Source organism: Actinoplanes sp. NPDC000266 (genome assembly GCF_042899005.1).
Classification (GTDB): Bacteria; Actinomycetota; Actinomycetes; order Mycobacteriales; family Micromonosporaceae; genus Actinoplanes.
The window spans coordinates 543,552-563,722 of sequence record NZ_JBIAZI010000001.1; the positions used below are offsets into that span (position 1 = coordinate 543,552).

Sequence of the window (20,171 nt, forward strand, 5' to 3'; positions counted from 1 at the left end):
CTGCTGCCACGGAGCTGATCACCCGTCACCACGCTGCTGCGGCGCGGAGCGACATCGGCGCCGGGTCGGCCATGGGGAGGTCGCAGTGCCATTGCTCGCGGGGAGATATCGGCTGGGGGAAGCCCTCGGCCAGGGCGGCAGTTCGGTGGTGCACTACGGCTTCGACACGACCCTGAAGCGTCCGGTCGCCATCAAGATCTTCGACGAGTCCGCGACCGACGTCCTGCGGGAGGCCCGCACGGCGGCCGGGCTCAGCCACCCGAACATCGCCCAGGTCTACGACTACGGCGAGGTCGTCGACGGCAGCGACCGTACGCCCTATCTGGTGATGGAGTTCGTCGACGGCGAGACCCTGTCCGACCGCATCGCCCGCACGGGCGCCCTGCGCTGGCGCCAGGCGGCCGAGATCGGCAAGGAGACCGCGTCCGCGCTGGCCGCCGCCCACGCCCAGGAACTGGTCCACCGCGACGTCAACCCGCGCAACATCATGCTCACCTCCGAGGGCGTGAAGGTCCTCGATTTCGGCATCGCCATCGCGGCCGGCCACAACAGCATCGACATCAGCGGCGCCCTGTGGGGCAGCCCGTCCCACCTGGCCCCCGAGCAGCTGCGCGGCGAGCCGAGCTACCCGTCGGCCGACGTGTACGCGCTGGGCCTGCTCCTGTTCGAGTGCCTCACGGGCGACCGCGCCTGGCCCGGCGCCAGCCTGGTCGAGGTGCTGGCCACCCGTCACGGCCGTCCCGCTCCGCGCCTGCCCCGCATCTCCGGCCTGCCCCGGGACATCATCCGGCTCTACGAGGCCTGCACGGCCGAGGATCCTTCGGCGCGCCCCACGGCCCTCGAGATCGCCGAGATCTTCCGTGGTTTCGCCCCGACCCCGCTGACCCGCCCGGCCAGCCACATCCCGCCGATCCGTTCGGCGGCCCACACGGCGCCGCTCACGGTGGTGACGTCACCGTCCCGCGCACCGCGCCGCTCTCCCCGCCGCGTCATGGTCGTCGCCTCGGCCGCGGCCGCCGCCGTGGTCCTGAGCATCGTCGGCGTCCAGCTGGTCAACGGCACCGGCACTCCCGGCGGCCGCACGGCCGAGGCCGCCGTCGAGGGCACCCCGGCACCGACCACCACGTCGCCCACCGCGAAGCCCACCCCGTCCTCCTCACCGACCGCCGAGCCGACGGAGGAGACAACAACGACCAGGTCCGGCGTACGCCGGAAGAACACCACCCACACGAAGGCCCCAGCAGCCAAGCCGACAACCAAGGCGACGAAACCGTCGGCCACGCCGTCGGCCTCCCCGAGCAGCCCGCCGAAGACCTCGAAGCCCCCGGCCGAGCCGACCCCGTCGGACACCCCCGACGAGACCACGCCTCCGGCCGAGCCGACCGACGACCCGACGGACCCGACCACCGCGCCGACCACCGAGGACACGACACCCCCGACCACGAAGCCGGCCGAGCCGGTCGACAGCAAAACGGAGGCGTAGGCCGCCCCGCTGAACCCCGTGATGGCGGCCCGCAGCCCGATTGTCGAATTCGGTGTCCGAGTGTTGGTCAATCCGCCCACATCTCGCGGTTTCCGCATTCCGCCGTGATCTCGGCCGTTTCCTGGGCCGCGACGAGGAAATCGCCGGCCGACGGCGAGGTGTTCGATGCAGATATCGCGACGCACACCTGATCGAGGGCCAGATCGGAGACGGGGACATAAACGATTTCCGGATGTGAATAGAAAACGGTGGCCGAACGGGCCAGGAACGAGATGCCCCGGCCGGCCGCGACATGCTCGAGCGTCTCGTCCACCCCGCGCACCAGATATCCGGCGTTGGGATGCGGGCGCCGGGTCGGCTGCGTGCCCAAATCGCCCGGCCAGACCAGCGGCTCGCCGGCCACATCGGCCTCGGTGATCTGCTCCTTGCCGGCCAGGCGGTGGCCGGCGGGCAGCACGGCCACCCGCGGCTCGGCGTACAGCGAGGTGACGCGCAGGCCGGCCTCGTCGATGGGCAGCCGCACATAGGCGACGTCGACGCGGCCGTCGAGCAGCATCGCGGCCTGGTCGTCCCTTTCGATCCGCTGCATGTCGACGACCACGTCCGGATGCCGGGCCTCGAACACCCGGGCGGCCGGGATGACCGGGATGCCGGCCCGGAAACCGACCACCAGCCGCCTGCTGCCGCGGGCGGCCACGGCCACCCGGCGGCGGACCGCGTCGGCCGAGGCCAGCAGCGGGCCGGCGTCGTCCAGCAGCTGCCGGCCGGCGTCGGTCAGCGCCACGCCGTGACGGTTGCGGGCGAACAGCGAGGCGCCGAGGTCGTGCTCCAGGGCCCGGATCTGCCGGCTGAGCGCCGGCTGCGCGATGTGCAGCTCGTCGGCGGCCCGGCCGAAATGCAACCGGTCGGCCACGGCGACGAAGTAGCGCAGCTTGCGCAGGTCCAGATCCATGGCGCCTCCCGGCTGGTGATGCCTCCAAGTTATCACCACGGTCGAAAGAGGTCTTGGACGCCGATTTCTTCCGGTGGCAATCTCGATTCATGGGAAAGCTCGATAACAAGGTCGCGGTCATCACCGGTGGATCCACCGGAATGGCATTGGCCGGCGCGAAATTGTTCGCCGAAGAAGGAGCGCACGTCTTCATTCAGGCCCGCCGGCAGGAGGCGCTGGACGACGCCGTCAAACTGATCGGCCGCAACGTCACCGCCGTCCAGGGCGACGCGTCGGACCTGGACGACCTGGACCGCCTGTACGACACCGTCAAGCGCGAGAAGGGCTCGATCGACGTGCTGTGGGCCAGCGCCGGGATGGGCGAGCCGGCCGTCCTCGGCGAGATCACCGAGGAGCAGTTCCACCGCGCCTTCTGGCTCAACGCGCGCGGCACCCTGTTCACCGTGCAGAAGGCGCTGCCGCTGATCAACGACAACGGCTCGATCCTGATGACCGGGTCCAACGCCTCCCTCGGCGCCTTCCCGGGCTGGAGCCTCTACGCGGGCAGCAAAGCCGTCCAGCAGGCCTGGGCCCGGGTCTGGCTCAACGAACTGCGCGACCGCAAGATCCGGGTCAACGTCCTGACCCCGGGCCAGGTCGCCACCGCCAAGCAGGAGGAACTGTTCGACGAGGCGACCAAGGCCGCCTTCGAAGCCCTCATCCCGCGCGGGGAGATGGGCCGCCCCGAGGAGATCGCCACCATCGCCCTCTTCCTCGCCTCCAACGACTCCAGCTACGTCAACGGCCTCGAACTGGTCGCCGACGGCGGCACCACGGCCATCTGAGCCACACAACGGGAGCACAAACCTCATGAACAGAATCACCCTCATCGGTACGGGCAACATGGCCCGCGCCATCGGCACGCTCGCGATCGCGGGCGGCAACTCCGTCGAGGTCATGGGACGCGATCAGTCCAAGGCGGCTGCCCTGGCCGAGGCTCTGGGCGGCGGCGCGACGACGGGGGAGTGGGGCGCCGTCCCGGCCGGGGACATCGTCATCGCCGCCCTGTTGGCCGACGGCGTCGTTCCGGTCGTCGCCGGGTACGGGGACGCCCTCGCGGGCAAGGTCATCGTCGACATCAGCAACCCCTTCAACGCCACGTTCGACGGGCTGGCCCACGGCGAGGAGACCTCGATCGCGCGGGAGGTGGCCAAGGTGGCCCCGGCCGGCGCCCGTGTGGTGAAGGCGTTCAACACCATCTTCCGTAACGTCCTGGAGGAGGGCCGGCCCGACGTCTTCCTCGCCGGTGACGACGCGCAGGCCAAGAGGGCGGTGGCCACCTTCGTCGAAAGCCTCGGGCTGCGCCCGCTGGACGCCGGCGGCCTGAGGATGGCGCACTGGCTGGAAGGGATGGGTCTGGTCACGGTGAGCCTCGCCGGCAATGGTGTGGGCCACTGGGACTTCGCCGTCGGCGTCCACGAATTCGCCGGCTGAGTCCCCGGGAATCGGACTGACGTCATTTCCGCTCCCAGCGAACGGTGGAAGATCCTCGGAAGTTCGGAGGTTGAGCCCCGCATACTCAACTTTTCGGAGGTGCCGGGTGGTTAGCAAGCGACTTCCCGTGTTGTTCCTGGACGACATCGTTCTGCTGCCGGGCATGGTTGTGCCGGTCGAGCTGGACGAGCCGGCTCAGGCCGCCGTGGACGCGGCCCGCACCTCGGCCGGGTCCGAGCTGCTCATCGCTCCGCGGCTCGAGGACCGGTACGCCTCGCATGGTGTGGTGGCCACTGTTCAGCAGGTCGGCAAGGCCCGCGGTGGGACGCCCGCCGCTGTTCTGCGCACCGGGGTGCGTGCCCGCATCGGCGGCGGCGTGACCGGGCCCGGCGCGGCCCTATGGGTCGAGGTCGAGCCGGTCACGGCCGGTGTGCCCAGCGAGAATGCCCGTGAGCTCGCGGCGGCGTACAAGAAACTGGTCGTCTCGGTTCTTCAGCGCCGTGAGGCGTGGCAGGTCATCGACTCGGTCAGCGCCATCGACGACCCGGGCGATCTGGCCGACACCGCCGGCTGGGCGCCCTATCTGACCAACGACCGCAAGCGTGAGCTGCTGGAGACCCCCGACGTGGAGGCCCGGCTGCGGCTTCTGATCGAGTGGACCGGCGACTTCCTGGCCGAGTCCGAGGTCAGCGACAAGATCGAGCACGATGTGCGCGAGAACGTCGAGAAGCGCAACCGCGAATATCTGCTCCGCGAGCAGCTCAAGGCCATCCGCAAGGAGCTCGGCGAGGACGAGGCCGAGGGCAACGACGACTACCGCGCCCGGGTCGAGGCGGCCGATCTGCCCGATTCCGTTCGTGAGGCCGCGCTGCGCGAGGTCGGCAAGCTGGAGCGGGCCGGCGACCAGAACCCGGAGGCGGGCTGGATCCGCACCTGGCTCGACACCGTGCTCGACCTGCCCTGGAACGTCCGCACCGACGACAACACCGACCTGGCCGCGGCCCGCGCCGTCCTCGACGCCGACCACCACGGCCTGGACGAGGTCAAGGACCGCATCGTCGAATACCTGGGCGTCCGCGCCCGTCGCGAGTCCCGTGGCCTGACCACCGTCGGCGGTCGCGGATCCGGCGCGGTGATCCTGCTGGCCGGCCCGCCCGGAGTCGGCAAGACCTCCCTGGGTGAGTCGGTCGCCCGTACTCTCAACCGGAAGTTCGTCCGGGTCGCCCTGGGCGGCGTCCGCGACGAGGCCGAAATTCGAGGACATCGGCGTACGTACGTCGGCGCGCTGCCCGGGCGCATCGTGCGGGCCATCCGCGAGTCCGGCTCGATGAACCCGGTCGTCCTGCTCGACGAGGTCGACAAGGTCGGCAGCGACTATCGCGGCGACCCGGCGGCGGCCCTGCTCGAGGTGCTCGACCCGGCGCAGAACCACACGTTCCGCGACCACTACCTCGATCTGGACCTCGACCTGTCCGATGTGCTGTTCATCGCCACCGCGAACGTGCTCGACACGATCCCGCAGGCGCTGTTCGACCGGATGGAGCTCATCTCGATCGACGGCTACACCGAGAGCGACAAGGTCGCCATCGCCCGCGACTTCCTGGTGCCGCGGCAGCTTTCACGGGCCGCGCTGAACGAAGGCGAGGTCACGGTCACCGAGGACGCGCTGCGCGAGATCGCCGCGAATTACACCCGAGAGGCGGGCGTACGCTCCTTCGAGCGCCTGCTCGCGAAGGCGTTCCGCAAGGCCGCGCTGGGCGAGCTGCCCGTCACGGTGGACGCGGCCGACCTCAAGGAGCTGATCGGCCGGCCCCGGTTCACCCCGGAGTCGTCCGAGCGGACGGCCGTCCCGGGCGTCTCGACCGGCCTGGCCGTGACCGGGATGGGCGGTGACGTGCTCTACATCGAGGCGTCGCTGCTGCCCGGCGACAAGGGCGGGCTGTCGGTCACCGGCCAGCTCGGCGACGTGATGAAGGAGTCGGCGCAGATCGCGCTCTCCTACGTGCGGGCGCACGCCGAGGAGCTCGGCATCTCGCCCGAGCAGCTCGACCACCCGATCCACCTGCACGTGCCCGCGGGCGCGGTGCCCAAGGACGGGCCGTCGGCCGGCGTCACGATGACCACGGCGCTGGTCTCGCTGCTGCTCGGCCGCAACGTGCGGGCCGAGGTCGGCATGACCGGCGAGGTCTCGCTGACCGGCCGGGTGCTGCCGATCGGCGGCGTGAAGCAGAAGCTGCTCGCCGCGCAGCGGGCCGGCCTGACCGAGGTCTACCTGCCCCAGCGCAACGAGCCCGACCTGGACGAGGTGCCGGCCGACGTGCTGGAGGCGCTGACCGTGCACATCGTCGCCGACGTCCGCGAGATCCTGGCCACGGCCCTGGAGCCGGTCTCGGCCGGCCTGGTCGCCGCGGCCTGACGGATAAGGCCCGTCGTCACCCTGACCGGGTGACGACGGGCCTTCACGCCTCCGGCGGTTCCTTCAGCCTGCCCGGGCGCGGATCACCCGCTCGTCAGCGTCGATCCAGGCGTGCACGACGCCGTCCAGCGGCCGGGGCTGCCGGTCCCCGGCGACGAATTGGATGCGGTCGCGCCCGATCCTGTCCGCCTCCAGTTCGGCGATCGTCCGCCCCACGGCGTCGCGCACCAGGTTCTCGGCCTCACGGCGCAGCCGGTAGCGAGCAAGGGCGACGTGCCGGAGTCCGAGGTCGTCGATCAGGGACGGATGCTCGCGGTTCTTCTCGATGACCCAGCCGGCTCGCCACATGCCGTACGAGGTGCCCCACCAATCGACAGTGCCCGGGGTCTCCCGGCCGGGCCGCTCGTACGGATTGGTGTCCCGGGCGGCGCCGATCCGAAAGGCGTCCCGCCCGTCGCAGAACTCGCAGTCCTCGTCGGCGTTGTGCATCAGGCGTTCCCGCCCGGTGAGAGCGAGATGAGGCCGGCGGGTCCGGTGCCATTTCCAGGTATCGACTGACTCCTGCGCGTCTTCCCGGGACTCGTAGGGCCGGGGCTCGCCGAACTCCATGGGCTGCCCCATGCTGGCGTACACCGCCGGGCTGTAGATCGGCTTGACCCGGTAGTTCACGAGGTATTCGGTGTCCATCACCAGCCGGATGAGGCGCCGTCCTCCGGTGTTGCGGCGGGTGCCGACGACGTATCTCTGCTCGCCCCCGTCGGCCCCGACCGCCAGCACCCAGACCCGCGCGCCCGGCACGAAATGGCGTGTTCCCGGCCGCTTACGGCCCGACTGGCGAACGAGGATCTCACGGCTGACGTTGGCCACGACTCCCCACGCCAACGGCTCACCGGAGATCATTAATCAATTACACCAGCGACGGGACTGTGCCAGAGTCACCCGGTGCCCGTTGCCAGCGTTTCCCCGGACGTACGGATCGCCTACGAGACCTTCGGCCACCCGCACGACCCGGCGGTGCTGCTCGTCATGGGCTTCGGGGCGCAGATGATCGCCTGGCACGAGGATCTGTGCCGGATGCTCGCCGACCGCGGGCGTTACGTGATCCGCTACGACAACCGCGACTGCGGCCTGTCCACCAAATGGGACGATCACCCGGTCGACCTGACGGCGTTCATCTCAGCGGTCAGCAGCGGCGACATCGCGATCGCCCCTCCCTACACGCTCTCGGACATGGCCGGCGACGGCCTGGGCCTGCTCACCGCGCTGGGAGTCGACCGCGCGCACGTCGTCGGCGCCTCGATGGGCGGCATGATCGCCCAGCGGATGGCCATCGAACACCCGTCCCGGATCCGCACGCTGACCTCGATGATGTCCTCGACCGGCGAACCCGGGGTCGGCCAGTCCACGCCAGAGGCCCAAAAGGTCCTGTTCACCCCGAAGCCGGCCGACCGCGAAGGCTACGTGGCGGCCGCCGACCGGGAGCTGGTGTGGGCATCACGCCGATACGGGGACGCCGCGACACTCCGGGAGCTGGCGGCGGCCAGTTATGACCGCTCGTACTATCCGGCCGGCATCGCACGTCAGCTGGCCGCCATGATCCTGGACGGCTCGCGAGCCGCGGAGCTGGCCAAGTCGCAGGTGCCGACCCTGGTCATCCATGGCCTGGACGACACCCTGATCGACCCGAGCGGCGGCCGGCGGACGGCCGAGCTCATCCCCGGCGCCAAGCTCATGCTGGTCCCCGACATGGGCCACGACCGCCCGCGACCGCTATGGGGCGACCTGGTGACCGCCATCACCGACTGGACGCACTAGCGTGACCTTCACCGTCAAGTCCCAGGAGGAGCCGATCTGGTGGCGGCCAACCGGGCCGCCCGGGTCTACATCGGCATGATCGCGGCACCGGCCTCACGGACGCGCACGTCTGTGGGCCAAGGACAAGCTGAACCTGGCCGCGGCTCGCGTGCCCTAGGCGGCCTGTTCCTGGCTGCACCACCAGCTGGTGCGGCCGCCTACCTTGCTCATGGACATGGGGGCGCCGTCGCGGGGGCAATGGCCGCCGGCGACGCGGAACGGGATCAGCTTCAAGGTGTGGACGCCGCCGTCTCTGATCGCTGCCCGTACGGCCTGGCGGGTGGCCCGCAGGAGGCGGTCGATGTCGTCCGGGGTCAGGCGGTCGACGCGGCGGCCCGGGTTCAGGCGGGCCGACCACAGGATCTGGTCGGCCAGCAGGTTTCCGATGCCGGCTATGGCGTCCTGGTCGAGCAGGCGGGCCTTGACCGGGGCCGTGCCGAAGGCCAGCGCGGCGCGGAACTGGGCCGGTGTCACCGTGGCCGCGTCGGGGCCCAGGGCCTCCACCGGCGGGTCCAGGCGGACCCGGCCCAGGCGACGCGGGTCGACCAGCATGAGGCGGCCGCCGTCGGCGAAGAACAGGGCGAAACGGGACCAGCGGTAGTCGCCCGGTAGGCGGCGGCCCTCCCAGTAGTCGCCGCCGTCGATCTCGCCGCCGTCCGGGTCGGCGATCACGATCTTGCCGGACATGCCCAGGTGGATGCCCAGTTCCGGACCGTCGTCGCCGGTGTCGCACCACATGCTCTTGCCGCGCCGGTGTGCCCGTACGAGCTCACGCCCGATCAAAGCGTCTTTGATCTGGCCCGGCGCGTGAGGGCGGCAGACGTACGAGTCGGAGTCGTCGACGTCGATGATCTTGCGGCCGAGGCCGGATCGTTCGATGACCGCGCGGGCCGACTCGACCTCGGGCAGTTCCGGCATCACTCGTCCCCGTTCAGTTCAGTCTCTCGGTGCTGTCCCGGGGATACCCGAGTTCGGCGGCGCCACGCAAGGTGATGCGGTTGTCCCGGTGGCGGGCCGGCGTGGAATGGCTCACGAAGCTCGCCGTGCTCACCGTGTTCCCGTCGAAGGTGACGTTGCTCAGGTCGCCGTCGAGGATCGGCGGATCCTGCGGGCCGGCGCTCGTGATGGTGTTGCCGGTGACGGCGATCTGGGCGGCGGCGACGGCGAAGGTGCCCTCGGTGTGCAGCACCAGTCCGCCGTGCGAGTCGCGGAACGTGTTGTCGCGCACCGTGATGCCGCGGGCCGACGAGTCGGGCCGGTCGCCGCCGATCTCCAGTACGCCCTGGATGTCCGAGCCGGTGTTGTCGTGCACGTCGAGGCCGTCGGCGTAGTTCCAGACCTCGGCGAAGCCGCCGTCGTACCCGTAGTCATTGCTGGGGGCCCGGCAGGCCGTACAACTGCTGTGGCCGATCTCGACGTCGCCGGCCTGGACCGCGAACCCGATCGCGCCGTAGTCGTCGTCACCGCCCGGAGTGTCGAGCACCATGTGCAGATCGTGGACCGTCACCCGGTCGGCCCTGGCGCCGCGGGCCTTGAGCAGGACGCCGACGCCGGCGTGGTCGATTTCGCTTGACCGTACGGCGCCACCGGCGCCCCGGATCTCGACGGCGTTGGACGCGGCGTTCGTGACGCGGATGTTCTCGACGATCTGCTTCGCGCCGGAGAGCAGCACCACACTGCCGGCGCCGGCCGCCGCGCCGTCGATGACCGGGAGCGGGCCCGTGCCGTACGCGGTCAGCCTGGTCCCGTCGCCACGCAGCTCGATCGTCGCCGGCCAGGTGCAGCCCCGGGCCAGCTCGATCACCGAGCCCGCGCCGAGAGCCCGGGAGGTGGCGGCCCGGACGCTGCGCAGCGGTTTCGCGAGCGTTCCCTTGTTGCCGTCGTCACCCTTTTCGCAATCGACGTGGATGCCGCCGACGCTCGCGGGCGCGGTGCCGGTGGGGGAGAGGCCGACCGCGACCAGGGCGCCGCCCAGCGCGATCGACGTGGCGGTCAGCGCCAGCGGGAGGCGGCGGCTGCTGGGCATTGAGCCACCCTATCCGACCTGCGGCTTTGTCATATCGACCATGATCGTCGGACGGGCTGGCACACGACGGTCATTGCCGAAGGCGGGTTTCGCCGCTTACCGTCATCGATAGACGCCTCGCCGAGACGAGCGTCTGTCCCCCTCGGCCACGGCCGGCCGCCGCGCCTCTCCACCGCGCGCCGCTGTGAGTCAGACCCCCGCCGCCGGCGACGCCATCGCGCCGCAGGGCCTCCACGCAAAGGCTCGGTTCCGCATGCTTACCCTCCGCTTCCGTGCCGCCGTTCTGGCCGCCGTCCTGCTCGGCGCCCTGCTGCCGGCGCTGCCCGCCCACGCCGACTCCGCGCCCACCCTCGCCGGCCGGATGGCCGCGGTGCGGGCCGCGAACACGATCAACTACTACCCGTCGAACGCCGGGTGGACGTACATGTGGACCAATTTCGATCTCGTACGTATACACGCCGACCTCAACAAGGCGGCGGCGCTCGGCGCGGACAGCGTGCGGGCCATCGTCTTCCCGCAGACTTTCGGCTTTCCGGTGCCCTCCCCGACGTACACCAATGAATTGAGCACTTTTGTCGACCTGGCCGAAGCCAACGACCTCGACGTCAAGCTGACCCTGTTCGACTGGTGGTCCGGATATGCGGACGTCGCGGGCAGCATCACCTGGGCGCAGACGCTGCTGGCGCCGTACGCGAACGACCCCCGGGTGATCGCCGTCGAGCTGAAGAACGAGATCCCGCCGAACGACGCCACCGCCATGAACTGGGCCCGCCAGCTGATCCCGGCGATCCGCGCGACCGCACCGACCATGCCGATCACCCTGACCGTCGACGGGGCCAGCGGCGCCACCGGAATGGGCACCCTCAAGACGCAGCTGGCCACCACGCCGCTGGACTACTACGACTTCCACTTCTACGGCGCCTCGGAACGGTCCCTGGCCGAGATCCGCCGGGCACAGACCGCGGTCGCCCCGGACGACGTGGTGATCGGCGAGACCGGCCTGAGCACCCTGTCCGCCTCCGAGGGGGAACAGGGCGCCTATCTGGCCCGGGTCTTCCGCGCGGCCGGCGAGGCGGGCATCGGCTCGGTCGCGCCGTGGACGCTCAACGACTTCGCCCAGGGCGCCATCCCGGCCAACTCCTCGGTGTCGACCCAGCCCGCGCAGTACAAGTTCGGCCTGCACCGCACCGACGGCACCCCGAAGTTCGGCGCCTCGGTGGCCGACGCGGCCTGGACGACCGGATCCACCCCGAACAGCATCCTCAACCTGGGCTTCGAGGGGGCCGCCGCCGAATCGCCGTGGCGGCAGTACCTGCCACAGGCCGGCGCCGCCGTGATCACGACCGAGTCGGCGCGCACAGGCACGAAGTCGGCCAAGTTCTCCGGCACGACCCGCTCCGGCAGCAACCTGCCCTCGCTGCTCACCTCGCCCATCACCCCGGTGCAGGCCGGGCTGGCGTGGCACGCCGAGGCGTACGCCCGGGGGGTCAACGCCGCCGGCATCACCGAGATCGCGCTCAGCTGGTTCGACATCAACGGCACGTGGATCGGCCAGAACACCTCGAACCGCCTGCCGACCGGCACCACCAGCTGGACGAAGCTCTCGGTGGACACGGTCGCGCCGGCCGGAGCGGCCAGTGTGCAGCTGCATCTGAAGTCCGGCGACAACACCGGAACGGTCTACTACGACGACGTCGCGATCTCCTGACATGACACGGCCGCCCCCGGGGAAGGGAGCGGCCGCGTCTCGCCGGGGGTCGGCGAGTCTCAGAGCCCGCTGAGCAGGGCCAGCAGGAAGTTCAGGATCGCGGCCAGCTGGCCGGCGGTGGGCGTGCCGTCGAGCAGGCCGACGATCGCGCAGAGCAGGTTGCCGAGCAGGTTCCCGGCGCCGGACACCGCGTTGATGACCAGGTGCACCTGGTTGAGGTCGACCGTCAGGCCGAGCAGGTCGAGGTGCAGCGGGCCGAGCGTGAGGTCCAGGATCCGGCAGGTGGCCTGGGCGACGAAGGCGGGCGCGGTGACCGCCTGCTCGACGGTGCCGACGGCGGCCCCGGCCGAGTCGGTGAGCGTGCCGGTCAGGGTGCCGGTGGCCACGAGGTCGCCGTCCTGGGCGGCGAACTTGGTGGGCGTGAAGCTGCCGGCGAAGGTGCCGGTCCCGCCCGCGGCGTCCGTGAAGGTGCCGGTGATCGGGGCGCTGGGAACGGCGGTGGTGGTGGCGGGCGGCGCGGCGGAGGCCGGGTTGGCCCCCACCGCGGTCAGGCCCAGCGCCGCGATCAAGGTGACGGCGACGATCGAGAGCCTCTTCCGGAGTGTCATGGTTCCTCCTGGCGATTCGCTGTGGACACCGATAAGCCTCGATGCCGGGCGGGGCCGGTCCCAGTGACCGCTGCCATCGGGATCGCTGACAAAAGTCACGTTTGCAGCCAGCCGGAGCTCTCGGCCAGGCGGACGGCCTCGAGCCGGTTCCGGGCGCCGGTCTTCCGCAGGATCACCGAGATGTGGTTACGGACGGTGCCGGCGGCCAGATGGAGCCGGGCTGCGACCTCCCGCGACGGCACACCCGAGGCGGCGACGCTGAGAACGTCCAGCTCCCGGGCGGAAAGAGGGCTGCGAGGGGCGGCGACCATGGCAACGGCCAGGCCGGCGTCGATGACACGCTCGCCCCGGGCCGCCCGCCGGATGTCACGCACCAGCTCACAGGGCGCGGCCTGGGTGCCGACGACCCCGCGGACGTGCGCGTCGAGCGCCCGGTTGAGCGGCCCCGAGGCGTCCGGCCCGGCCAGAACGAGCACGGCACAGCGCGGCTGCGCGGAGCTGAGGAGCCCGAGAAGCCGCAGCCCGTCACCGGCCAGCAGCCCGACATTGACAACGGTGACATCGGGCCGCACGGCGCGGGCCATACGGGGCGCCTCGGCAAGCCCGCCGAGCTCGGCGACAACAACAAAATCGTCTTCAAGGGAAAGGGTGGCGGAAAGGGCGCCACGCAGCAGATTCATGGGTTCGGCAAGCAGAATGCGAATCACAAAGGCCTCCCAGCCAGAAATCGAATCGGGGTGAATTGCCGGCGTCGGTGACGACGCTGGCCCGATTCGGATCTAGCTGGGAGGACCGCAATATTTGGTGGTACGCCCGCAGGTGCGCACAGAAGCGCCAAGGGCCTGAACGGCAGCCGGAACATCGGGCCACCAGGAGGACGGCAGGGTGCCCAGGGAAGGCGCCGCCCCACCGGCGGAGTCCCGCACCGAGGGACCACCACCGGCACGATCACCCGGCTGCCCGGGCGAGGTGGAGGTGCCGCTCAGCCGCTCTTGCTTGTCACCGGCGGGCACAGGATCGCCGAAGTCACATGGAACGCCCCGAGCTGCCAGCCCATCGCCGCCACCACCACCACCGCTGCCGTTGCTGACGCCCCCGTTGCTGACGCCCCCGACGCCGCTCCCGCTGCTGCCGCCGACGCCGACGCCGACGCCGACGCCGCTGCTGCCGCCGACGCCGCTGCCGCCGACGCCGCTGCCGCCGACGCCGCTGCCGCCGACGCCGCTGCTGCCGCTGCCGCTGCTGGTGAGCGCCGGCCACTGCAGATCGACAAAATCCGAAATTTCCGGCATGGAGGGAGACGTGGGGGCGGCAAGGACCGTCAGCGGGAACGGCTCAGCCGAAGCTGCCCGGCGAAGTAACGGCACCGGCAGCGGTGGGGCGCCCGGTCCGAGCAGCGAGGGGAACTCGACGGCGCTCGGGCTGAGCTTTCCTGTCGCCGCCGAGAGCTTCCCCAGGTCGAGGAGTTCCGCGGGTGCGGGGAGTTCGGCGGTCGCCGGGCGGAGGAGCTCGACAGTCCTGGAGAGATAGGCGTTCGCCAGACCGAGAAGATCTGTCGGCGTGTGGAGCCCGGCGGTCGCGGGGGAGAGGAGTTCGGCGGGTGCGGGGAGTTCGGCGGTCGCGGGGGAGAGGAGTTCGGCGGGTGCGGGGAGTTCGGCGGTCGCCGGTTCGAGGAGTTCGGCGGCTGTGGGGAGGTTGGCGGCTGCTGGCTTGAGGAGTTCCGTGGGCGCGCGGAGGTGGGCGATCTCCGGGTCCCGGATGCCGGGGAGGTCGGCGGTCTCCACGGGGAGGAGGTCTGTAGGGCTGGGCAGACCGGCGGGGTGTGTGTTGAGGACGGCGGCGGCGTCCGGAGTCGGAACATCCTTCTGCTGGGGAAGGCCGGCGGCGCTGATGGGATCTGCCCGAAGGTTGGTGGCTGCTTCGCTGAGCGGGTTCGCGGGGGTGGGGCGGTTGGGCGCCTTTTCTCGCGCGTTGATCTGTGAGGTCGTGGCCTTGTGGGCGGCTGCCTTCGGGGCCGGGGCCACCGCCCGCTTCACGGCCTTGGGGATCGGACCCGACAGCTTCTCGACGGTCCGAGCTGTGGCCTTCTTGCTTCTCGGGTCGGTCGCGGTCCTACGCTCCGCGGCTTTCGGGGTCGCGTTCTTGCGGTCCACGGCCGTCGGGGTGGCGTTCTTCCGCTCCGTGGCTTTCGAGGTGGTGGTCTTGTGCTCCGTGGCTTTCCGTACGGTGGTCTTGCGCTCCGTGGCTTTCCGTACGGTGATCTTGTGCTCCGTGGCTTTCCGTACGGCGGCCTTGGGGTCCGTGGTTTTCTGGGCGGCGGCGGCCTTGGGGTCCGTGGCTTTCTGGGCGGTGTCCTTGCGGGTGGTTGCTTTTCGGGCGATGTCTGAGGTCTTCGAAGGAACGACTGCGGGCCGCCCGGGGGGAAATTTCCGGACTTTTTCGGCGTGGGCTGTCGGCTGCGCGGTGGGCAGTGGGGGCGTGAGCTCGTCGGCGTGGGCGGCCCGGTCGAAGACTGTCAAGGCCAGGAAAGCGGCTATGGCCAGGCCGAACATGAGCAGGAGACGGGTCGCTCGATGGGGTGCCACGGCCCGCCTCCTCTCCAACGCCATTGCTAGCTATCGATGGTTGCTACCCGTTTGCCGGGGGCTGACACCACGGGGCGGAAGACCAACTTGTCGTTCTCGCAGTCGACCTTGATGGTCTGGCCGGGGCGCAGCTCGTTGAACAGGATCTGCTCGGAGAGTGTGTCCTCCAGGTCGCGCTGGATCGTGCGGCGCAGCGGGCGGGCGCCCAGCACCGGGTCGAAGCCCTTCTTCGCCAGGTGCCTCTTCGCGTTGTCGGTCAGCTCCAAGCCCATGTCCTTGTTCCTGAGCTGGGTCTCGATGCGGGCGGTGAAGATGTCGACGATCTCGAGGATCTCGTTCTGGCGCAGTTGGTGGAAGACGATCGTGTCGTCGATACGGTTGAGGAACTCCGGGCGGAAGTGCTGCTTCAGCTCCCCGATGACCCGGTCCTTCGAATGCTCGGCCTCCCCGGTCCGGAAGCCCACCGACGCCGTGTTTCGGGTGCCCAGGTTGGTGGTCAGGATGATGACCGTGTTCTTGAAGTCCACTGTCCGGCCCTGGCCGTCGGTCAGGTGACCGTCCTCCAAGATTTGCAACAGGGTGTTGAAGACGTCCGGGTGGGCCTTCTCGATCTCGTCGAACAGCACCACCGAGAACGGCTTGCGCCGCACCTTCTCGGTCAGCTGGCCACCCTCGTCGTAGCCCACGTAGCCGGGAGGGGCACCCACCAGGCGCGACATCGTGGACCGGTCGTAGAACTCCGACATGTCCAGCTGGATCAGCGCGTCCTCCGAGCCGAACAGGAACGACGCCAACGTACGGCCCAGCTCCGTCTTTCCCACGCCCGATGGGCCGGCGAAGATGAACGAACCCGACGGCCTCCTCGGGTCTTTCAGGCCGGCGCGCGTGCGGCGGATGGCCCTGGAGACCGTCGTGACCGCGTCCTCCTGGCCGATGACGCGCTTGTGGAGCTCTTCTTCCATGTTGAGCAGCCGGGAGGTCTCCTCCTCGGTCAGCCTGTGGACCGGGATGCCGGTCCAGTCGCCCAGCACCTCGGCGATCTGCTCGTCGCCGACCTCGGCCAAGTGGCGGAGGTGCGTGCGCGCGCCGGCCTCGTCGATCAGGTCGATCGCCTTGTCCGGCAGGAAACGGTCGGAGATGTACCGGTAGGCCAGCGTCGCCGCGGCGACCAGGGCGGTGTCGGTGATGCTGACGCGGTGATGGGCCTCGTACGAATCCCGCAAGCCTTTGAGAATTTCGATGGTCTCGGCCAGGGTGGGCTCGCTCACCGGAATCGGCTGGAGCCGGCGTTCGAGTGCCTTGTCCTTCTCGATGAATTTGCGGTACTCGTCCGAGGTCGTCGCCCCGATCAGCTGGAAGTCGCCGCGGGCCAGCATCGGCTTGAGGATGCTGGCGGCGTCGATCGCGCCCTCAGCCGCGCCCGCACCCACCAGGGTGTGGATCTCGTCGATGAACAGGATGATGTCGCCGCGGGCGCCGACCTCCTTGACCACCTTCTTCAGGCGCTCCTCGAAGTCGCCGCGGTAGCGCGAACCGGCGACCATGGACGCCATGTCCAGGGTGTAGATCTGCTTGTCCTTCAGCGTCTCGGGCACCGCGCCCCGGACGATGGACCGGGCCAGACCCTCCACGGCGGCCGTCTTGCCGACGCCGGGCTCGCCGGTCAGCACCGGGTTGTTCTTCATCCGGCGGGACAGCACCTGCATGACCCGCTCGATCTCCCGCTCGCGGCCGATCACCGGATCGAGGCGGCCCTCCCGCGCCCGCTGCGTCAGGTTCGTACCGTATTGCTCGAGGATCACGGACTTCGCGGAGGGAGGCTCCGAAGCGACGTCGACGCCCAGCCGGACCAGCACCTGCCGGGCGACGCCGTCGCGCTCGCGGAGAAGGCCGATCAGGAGATGCTCGGGGCCGATGTGGCCGTGGCCGAGCTGAAGGGACAGCTCCAGCACCTTCTTGGCCTGCGGCGTGAACGGGATGTGCTCGCCCGGCGTGCTGGTGCCGCGGCCGATGATCTCCTCGACCTGATGCCGGGCGCTCTCCAAGGAGATGCCGAGCGCCGTGGAGTCCTCGTGGACGAGGCCGAGCAGGAGATGCTCGGTTCCGATGTAGTCGTGGTCGAGCGCGCGGGCCTCTTCCTGAGCCAGGACGACCACTCGCCGCGCACGGTCGGTGAACTGCTCGAACATGCCACTCACGTCCTCGTGGCGAAGCCCCACGCACCCCGCCCGACGAAGAAGTGGGCAGCCGGGAATCGCGTGCGCTGAGTCGGAGCCTCTTGGCGTCTGGCGCGTGGCCCGCGTGGGGGACCTCGCATACGCTCGTGCCTGCGCGGTGCGTTCCCAACGCTACAACGGGAGGAACACCATGAGTCAAACCCGGAGCCGGCGATCCGTGCCCGACCGAGCCCGCAAGCGTGCGATCCGGGCGCTGGCGGCCGAGCTCGGCGTGGCGTATTCCGTGGCAGCGCGGGTGACGGACGAGCATCGGGCCCTGATGTTCGCTGCTCGCGAACGCCGCACCTTTACGGCGAGGGTCCGCGACGCCCGGCAGGCCGCCGAGCTTCCGCTGGGCCGGGCCGCGCATCTGGTCACGCGGTTCCCGACGCTGCGCGCCACCGGCGGGATCGGCCCGCTGTACAGCGGCGAGGGCCGGGAGACGGCCATCGCCATGCTGTACGCGGTGGTCGAGCACGAGTCGCCGGATCTGCGGCCGCCGAAGGACGAGCTGGACTGGGCGGCCGGGCTCGGCGAGGACGCCGGTGTGGACATCGCCTGCGCGGCGATGGACCGGGCGGCCCGGCTCCTGCTCGACGGCGACCGGTGGCGGCTCTGGGTCCGGATCGAGGCCGCGCTGAGCGCTTTCGAGACCCATTCGGATCGGCGTTTACGCGACGCGGCGATCACGCTCGGACGAGAGCTCCGCTCCACCAGCCTGCGCGGCTCGCTCGACGGCGCCGGGCAGACCCTCGACGCGCTCCTGGTCGAGCCGTACGGCGGCCTCGCCCCGGGGGCACGGGTCCCGGGGAGAGGCACTGTCGTCGGCGTCGTCTGGGAGCAGTCGGGCCCGCCCGGCGACTACGTGACTACTGCTTGATCCACTCGAGGATGTCGGCGTCGAGCTTGTCCTGGTAGTCACCCTGGATGCCGTGCGGCGCGCCCTCGTACACCTTGAGCGTGCCGTCCTTCACCAGCTTGATCGACTTCAGGGCGGCGTCGCCGATCGGCACGATCTGGTCGTCGTCGCCCTGCGCGATGAGGATCGGCACGGTCAGCGCCTTCAGGTCCTCGGTGAAGTCGGTCTCCGAGAAGGCCTTCACGCAGTCGTACGCCGCGGCGAGGTTGACCAGCATGCCCTGGCGCCAGAAGTCGTCCTTGTCGCCCTGCGAGACGGCCCGGCCGTGGTTGGCGCCGAAGAAGCTCTCCGACAGGTCCTTCCAGAACTGCGACCGGTCCTTGAGGACACCGGCCCGGATGCCGTCGAACACGTCGATCGGCAGACCGTCCGGGTTGGCCTCGGTCCGCACCATGAGCGGCGGCACGGCCCCCGCGGTGATCACCTTGGCCACCCGGCCCTGGTCCTGGCCGTACTGCGCGGCGTAGCGGACGACCTCGCCGCCACCGGTCGAGTGCCCGACCAGGATCACGTCGCGCAGATCGAGGGCTTCGATCACGGCGGCCAGATCACGGGCGTACGTGTCCATGTCGTTGCCCGTGTAGGTCTTCTCCGACCGGCCGTGCCCGCGCCGGTCGTGCGCGATGGTCCGATATCCGGCGTCGGCGAACCGCTTCAGCTCGACCTGCCAGGCGTCCGAGCTCAGCGGCCAGCCGTGGCTGAGCACGATGGGCTGCCCGGTGCCCTGCTCGGTGTAGTAGATCTCGACTCCGTCGGGGGTGGTGATGAACGGCATCGCGGGGGCTTCCTTCTCGAGTAGCGATGTGCTGCGGATGCGATGTGGTTGCCCGCCGAAGCATCGGCCGGAACCGGTTCTTACCGCTGCTCACACTTCCCGCGAAAGACGTTTTGCCTGCTCAACGGTAGGGCTGTCCCCCAGTGGCGATGGGGGACAGCCCTACCCGCCGCCGCTGAAGCGACGCCGGTAGTCGGCCGGGCTCACGCCGACGTGCCGCTTGAACAGGGCCCGCATGTTGGCCCCGCTGCCCAGCCCCGAACGCCGGGCCACCGCCTCGAGGCCGTGGGCGCCCTGTTCGATCAGGCGGCAGGCCAGGGCGACGCGTTCGGCGGTGAGCCAGGCCAGCGGCGTGGTGCCGAGCTCGGCGCGGAACCGGCGGTGCAGCCCGCCGGCGCTCATCCCGCCCCGCCGGGCGAGCTCGGTGACGGTGATCGGCTCGTCGAGGCGCTGCTGGGCCCAGGCCATGATCGGCGCGAGGGACTGATCGGTGGCCGCCGGCATCGGCCGCTCGACGAACTGGCGCTGCCCGCCGTCGCGGTAGGCGGCGAAGACGAGCCGCCGGCTGACATGGTTGGCGATCTCCGCCCCGTGGTCGCGCCGGACGATGTGCAGCCCGAGATCGAGCGCGGCGGCGCTGCCGGCCGAGGTGAGCAGGTCACCGTCGTCGACAAAAAGGACATCGGGTTCCAGCTGTACGCCGGGGAACCGCACCCGGAACTCCTCAGCCAAGGTCCAGTGGACCGTTGCCCGGCGCCCATCGAGAAGACCGGCCTCGGCCAGGGTGAAGGCGCCGGTGCACAGGCCGACGAGGCGGGCGCCCCGCTCGTGGGCCCGGCGCAGGGCGGCGAGCAGCGCCGGCCGGGACGGCGTCTCGACGTACGGCCGGTTCGGCACGATGACAGTGTCGGCCCGCTCGATCTCGTCGAGCCGCCCGACCGCGCCGATGCTGAACAGAGCGTCCCGCATGGGCGTCGCCTTCCGAGGGGCGGCCACCCGTAGCTCGTACAGCGGGAAACCGATCTCAGGCCGCAGCGGACCGCCGAAGATCTCACACGCACAGCCGACCTCGAAGGGGTTGGACTGCTCGTCGACGACGAGGACGACCCGGTGTGAGGATCCTTGCGGCATTGGTCATTCCTACCACTGCCCGGAG

The 20,171-nt window shown here is 70.4% G+C and carries 17 protein-coding genes; 7 read left to right on the top strand and 10 right to left on the bottom strand.

Annotated elements, in window-relative coordinates:
- The first annotated feature begins 85 nt into the window (after positions 1-85).
- The gene (locus ACFY36_RS02135; RefSeq protein ID WP_499744032.1) at positions 86-1,483 is read left to right on the top strand and encodes a serine/threonine-protein kinase; all 1,398 of its coding nucleotides are present in this window, start codon (positions 86-88) and stop codon (positions 1,481-1,483) included.
- A gap of 67 nt (positions 1,484-1,550) precedes the next feature.
- Here ACFY36_RS02135 and ACFY36_RS02140 read toward each other — a convergent pair whose 3' ends face one another.
- The gene (locus ACFY36_RS02140; RefSeq protein WP_499744033.1) at positions 1,551-2,435 is read right to left on the bottom strand and encodes a LysR family transcriptional regulator; all 885 of its coding nucleotides are present in this window, start codon (positions 2,433-2,435) and stop codon (positions 1,551-1,553) included.
- 89 nt (positions 2,436-2,524) lie between these two features.
- Here ACFY36_RS02140 and ACFY36_RS02145 point away from each other — a divergent pair, with 89 nt between their 5' ends.
- From ACFY36_RS02145 to lon, 3 genes are all read left to right on the top strand, one after another.
- The gene (locus ACFY36_RS02145; protein ID WP_499744034.1) at positions 2,525-3,259 is read left to right on the top strand and encodes an SDR family NAD(P)-dependent oxidoreductase; all 735 of its coding nucleotides are present in this window, start codon (positions 2,525-2,527) and stop codon (positions 3,257-3,259) included.
- Positions 3,260-3,284: 25 nt separating this feature from the next.
- The gene (locus tag ACFY36_RS02150; protein WP_499744035.1) at positions 3,285-3,908 is read left to right on the top strand and encodes an NADPH-dependent F420 reductase; all 624 of its coding nucleotides are present in this window, start codon (positions 3,285-3,287) and stop codon (positions 3,906-3,908) included.
- 163 nt (positions 3,909-4,071) lie between these two features.
- A complete protein-coding gene (gene lon, locus ACFY36_RS02155) occupies positions 4,072-6,324 on the top strand; it encodes an endopeptidase La (RefSeq protein WP_499744844.1) in 2,253 nt (750 codons plus the stop codon).
- 63 nt (positions 6,325-6,387) lie between these two features.
- Here lon and ACFY36_RS02160 read toward each other — a convergent pair whose 3' ends face one another.
- The gene (locus ACFY36_RS02160) at positions 6,388-7,224 is read right to left on the bottom strand and encodes a hypothetical protein (RefSeq protein WP_499744036.1); all 837 of its coding nucleotides are present in this window, start codon (positions 7,222-7,224) and stop codon (positions 6,388-6,390) included.
- A 42-nt stretch (positions 7,225-7,266) separates the two neighbouring features.
- Here ACFY36_RS02160 and ACFY36_RS02165 point away from each other — a divergent pair, with 42 nt between their 5' ends.
- On the top strand, positions 7,267-8,139 hold the full coding sequence (locus tag ACFY36_RS02165; protein ID WP_499744037.1) for an alpha/beta fold hydrolase: 873 nt from the start codon (positions 7,267-7,269) through the stop codon (positions 8,137-8,139).
- 153 nt (positions 8,140-8,292) lie between these two features.
- Here the strand turns inward: ACFY36_RS02165 and ACFY36_RS02170 are convergent, their stop codons facing one another.
- Both ACFY36_RS02170 and ACFY36_RS02175 read right to left on the bottom strand, forming a co-directional pair.
- Positions 8,293-9,096: an Fpg/Nei family DNA glycosylase gene (locus ACFY36_RS02170; protein WP_499744038.1), complete on the bottom strand. Its 804-nt coding sequence runs from the start codon at positions 9,094-9,096 to the stop codon at positions 8,293-8,295.
- A 13-nt stretch (positions 9,097-9,109) separates the two neighbouring features.
- Positions 9,110-10,204, bottom strand: a complete 1,095-nt coding sequence (locus tag ACFY36_RS02175) for a right-handed parallel beta-helix repeat-containing protein (protein ID WP_499744039.1) — start codon at positions 10,202-10,204, stop codon at positions 9,110-9,112.
- A 253-nt stretch (positions 10,205-10,457) separates the two neighbouring features.
- Between ACFY36_RS02175 and ACFY36_RS02180 the strand changes: the two genes are divergently transcribed.
- Positions 10,458-11,912 (top strand): cellulase family glycosylhydrolase, encoded by a 1,455-nt coding sequence (locus ACFY36_RS02180; protein ID WP_499744040.1) that lies wholly within the window; start codon positions 10,458-10,460, stop codon positions 11,910-11,912.
- A 59-nt stretch (positions 11,913-11,971) separates the two neighbouring features.
- Here the strand turns inward: ACFY36_RS02180 and ACFY36_RS02185 are convergent, their stop codons facing one another.
- From ACFY36_RS02185 to ACFY36_RS02200, 4 genes are all read right to left on the bottom strand, one after another.
- Positions 11,972-12,520, bottom strand: coding sequence for a hypothetical protein (locus tag ACFY36_RS02185; protein WP_499744041.1), 549 nt, complete (start codon positions 12,518-12,520; stop codon positions 11,972-11,974).
- 95 nt (positions 12,521-12,615) lie between these two features.
- Positions 12,616-13,200, bottom strand: a complete 585-nt coding sequence (locus ACFY36_RS02190) for a response regulator transcription factor (RefSeq protein WP_499744042.1) — start codon at positions 13,198-13,200, stop codon at positions 12,616-12,618.
- Positions 13,201-13,299: 99 nt separating this feature from the next.
- Entirely contained in the window at positions 13,300-15,105 is a 1,806-nt protein-coding gene (locus ACFY36_RS02195) for a hypothetical protein (protein WP_499744043.1), read from the bottom strand.
- Between the two features lie 26 nt (positions 15,106-15,131).
- Positions 15,132-17,294 (bottom strand): ATP-dependent Clp protease ATP-binding subunit, encoded by a 2,163-nt coding sequence (locus tag ACFY36_RS02200; RefSeq protein ID WP_499744044.1) that lies wholly within the window; start codon positions 17,292-17,294, stop codon positions 15,132-15,134.
- 178 nt (positions 17,295-17,472) lie between these two features.
- Here ACFY36_RS02200 and ACFY36_RS02205 point away from each other — a divergent pair, with 178 nt between their 5' ends.
- Positions 17,473-18,201, top strand: a complete 729-nt coding sequence (locus ACFY36_RS02205; protein WP_499744045.1) for a hypothetical protein — start codon at positions 17,473-17,475, stop codon at positions 18,199-18,201.
- On the opposite strand, the gene ACFY36_RS02210 is transcribed toward ACFY36_RS02205, so the two are convergent.
- On the bottom strand, positions 18,191-19,015 hold the full coding sequence (locus ACFY36_RS02210) for an alpha/beta fold hydrolase (RefSeq protein WP_499744046.1): 825 nt from the start codon (positions 19,013-19,015) through the stop codon (positions 18,191-18,193). The genes ACFY36_RS02205 and ACFY36_RS02210 overlap by 11 nt on opposite strands.
- 162 nt (positions 19,016-19,177) lie before the next feature.
- Positions 19,178-20,146: a GlxA family transcriptional regulator gene (locus ACFY36_RS02215; protein ID WP_499744047.1), complete on the bottom strand. Its 969-nt coding sequence runs from the start codon at positions 20,144-20,146 to the stop codon at positions 19,178-19,180.
- Positions 20,147-20,171 lie beyond the last annotated feature (25 nt).

Excerpts from the sequence above, each read along its gene's own strand:
- ACFY36_RS02140 (WP_499744033.1), bottom strand. The coding sequence starts at position 2,435 with ATGGATCTGGACCTGCGCAAGCTGCGCTACTTCGTCGCCGTGGCCGAC.
- ACFY36_RS02145 (WP_499744034.1), top strand. The coding sequence starts at position 2,525 with ATGGGAAAGCTCGATAACAAGGTCGCGGTCATCACCGGTGGATCCACC.
- ACFY36_RS02150 (WP_499744035.1), top strand. The coding sequence starts at position 3,285 with ATGAACAGAATCACCCTCATCGGTACGGGCAACATGGCCCGCGCCATC.
- lon (WP_499744844.1), top strand. The coding sequence starts at position 4,072 with ATGGTTGTGCCGGTCGAGCTGGACGAGCCGGCTCAGGCCGCCGTGGAC.
- ACFY36_RS02160 (WP_499744036.1), bottom strand. The coding sequence starts at position 7,224 with ATGATCTCCGGTGAGCCGTTGGCGTGGGGAGTCGTGGCCAACGTCAGC.
- ACFY36_RS02170 (WP_499744038.1), bottom strand. The coding sequence starts at position 9,096 with ATGCCGGAACTGCCCGAGGTCGAGTCGGCCCGCGCGGTCATCGAACGA.
- ACFY36_RS02175 (WP_499744039.1), bottom strand. The coding sequence starts at position 10,204 with ATGCCCAGCAGCCGCCGCCTCCCGCTGGCGCTGACCGCCACGTCGATC.
- ACFY36_RS02180 (WP_499744040.1), top strand. The coding sequence starts at position 10,458 with ATGCTTACCCTCCGCTTCCGTGCCGCCGTTCTGGCCGCCGTCCTGCTC.
- ACFY36_RS02185 (WP_499744041.1), bottom strand. The coding sequence starts at position 12,520 with ATGACACTCCGGAAGAGGCTCTCGATCGTCGCCGTCACCTTGATCGCG.
- ACFY36_RS02190 (WP_499744042.1), bottom strand. The coding sequence starts at position 13,200 with ATGAATCTGCTGCGTGGCGCCCTTTCCGCCACCCTTTCCCTTGAAGAC.
- ACFY36_RS02200 (WP_499744044.1), bottom strand. The coding sequence starts at position 17,294 with ATGTTCGAGCAGTTCACCGACCGTGCGCGGCGAGTGGTCGTCCTGGCT.
- ACFY36_RS02205 (WP_499744045.1), top strand. The coding sequence starts at position 17,473 with ATGAGTCAAACCCGGAGCCGGCGATCCGTGCCCGACCGAGCCCGCAAG.
- ACFY36_RS02210 (WP_499744046.1), bottom strand. The coding sequence starts at position 19,015 with ATGCCGTTCATCACCACCCCCGACGGAGTCGAGATCTACTACACCGAG.
- ACFY36_RS02215 (WP_499744047.1), bottom strand. The coding sequence starts at position 20,146 with ATGCCGCAAGGATCCTCACACCGGGTCGTCCTCGTCGTCGACGAGCAG.